Origin of the sequence: Propylenella binzhouense (assembly GCF_009866965.1) — a bacterium.
Lineage (GTDB): Bacteria > Pseudomonadota > Alphaproteobacteria > Rhizobiales > Afifellaceae > Propylenella > Propylenella binzhouense.
Window position 1 is genome coordinate 1 of sequence record NZ_SPKJ01000207.1, and the last position, 1,456, is coordinate 1,456.

2 pseudogenes are annotated in these 1,456 nt (G+C 74.7%); both read left to right on the forward strand.

The features are described 5' to 3' along the window. A pseudogene (locus tag E4O86_RS22920) lies at positions 1-840 on the forward strand (hypothetical protein); the annotation flags it as partial. A 54-nt stretch (positions 841-894) separates the two neighbouring features. After that, positions 895-1,456 (forward strand): annotated as a pseudogene (locus E4O86_RS22925) (M23 family peptidase); the annotation flags it as partial.

A 1,456-nucleotide genomic window follows, 5' to 3' on the forward strand; every position in this document is an offset into this window, starting at 1 on the left:
CCCGTCGCCGCCCAGCCGGCGCGGGCGCGCGCCGAAGTGGCCGGGGCGCCGCCGATCGCAGCGGCCGTTCCGTTTCGGCACGTTCCGGTCAACGGGGCAATGAACGGACTTGCGCGGCCCGTCGAGCCGGCGGCCCCGGGCGTGCGCGTCGCCTCCGTCGGCGCGACGCTCGCGCTCAGGCCCGAAACCTTCGAACCGCATGTGATCGTCGGCGAGGAGACGTCGCTGGGCGGCTCCGCCATTGCGCCCCCGGCGGGAAGCGCCGAGCTTGTCGCTCCCGGCCCGGAAGAGCCGGGTGGTTCACCGCCCGGCGAAACCGGGGAAACGGAGGTTGCGGCCCTCACCCCGGGCACCGAAGGCGCCGACGCCCCGAACGGCTCCGTGCTGCCGGAGGCGCCGGAGGCCAGGCCCGCGCTCGATCTGCCGCGCGCGGTGCAGGGCGAGCTCGCCAGGCTCGGCTGCTACAGCGGCGCGGTCGACGGAATCTGGGGGCCGAACTCCGCCGGCGCGGCCGAACGCTATTACGACGCCAAAGGCGAAGCGCCGGACGCGCTCGATCCCGACCAGGCCTTCTATGCCCGACTCCTCGACGAGAGCGGACAGATCTGCAAGCCGGCGGATGCGCCCAAGGCGGCGAAGCCGCAGCAGAAGGTGGCGCCCAAGGCCGCGGCACCCGCGCGGAAGGCCGCGCCGAAGGCGGACCCGAAGCCGCCCAAGCGCTCGCGGACGACGACGGTCGTGAAGCGCACACCGCCACCGGCCGCGCCTCCGCCGCCGGCTCAAGCTTCGTCCTCGTCGTCGCGGATCAAGCCGGGCGCGCTGATCGGAGGCTTCCGATAGGGCGATGCGGCCGGCCGGCCGGCAGCGGTCGGTGTCGGGCCCGAGCGGGAGCCGATGCACGAGATCGATGCGAGCTTCAGGGCGAAGAAGGCGGCGGCGGCCCGGCAGCGCTCGCGCCGGCGCGCGCGCCAATGGACCTTGGCGGCCCTCGCGCTGGCGGTGGCCGGGCTCGGCGGCGGGATCCTTGTCACCTGGCAGTACTGGTCGTTCGGAACAGGTGACGGCGAAATCGCCGATCTCGGCGCACCCATGGGATCCGATCTCGCCGGCGAGCCGGTCTTCGTGCCCGCAGTGGTCGATCTGCCCGGCGATCCGGTGATCATCCATGTCGGCCGCGCGGGCGAAGGAAGGAGCCACCTCGCCCAGGCGCCGCGCCCGGAGGGGCTGGGCGCGGCCGGCGTGGCGGCGGCAAACGTGACGATCCTCGCCGACATGCTCCTCAGCACCAGCGAGCGGTTCATGACGACGCTGCCCTCCAGCCAGGAGGATTTCGCCTTCTTCCAGGCGCAGCGCGCGGGGCCGGCCATGCCGCCCGCCGGAGAGCCGCTGCCGTCCGAGGAGCCGGCCGGCGCCTCCGCGCTCCGGGCCGACGCGCCCGCCGACGTCGCGACCGATG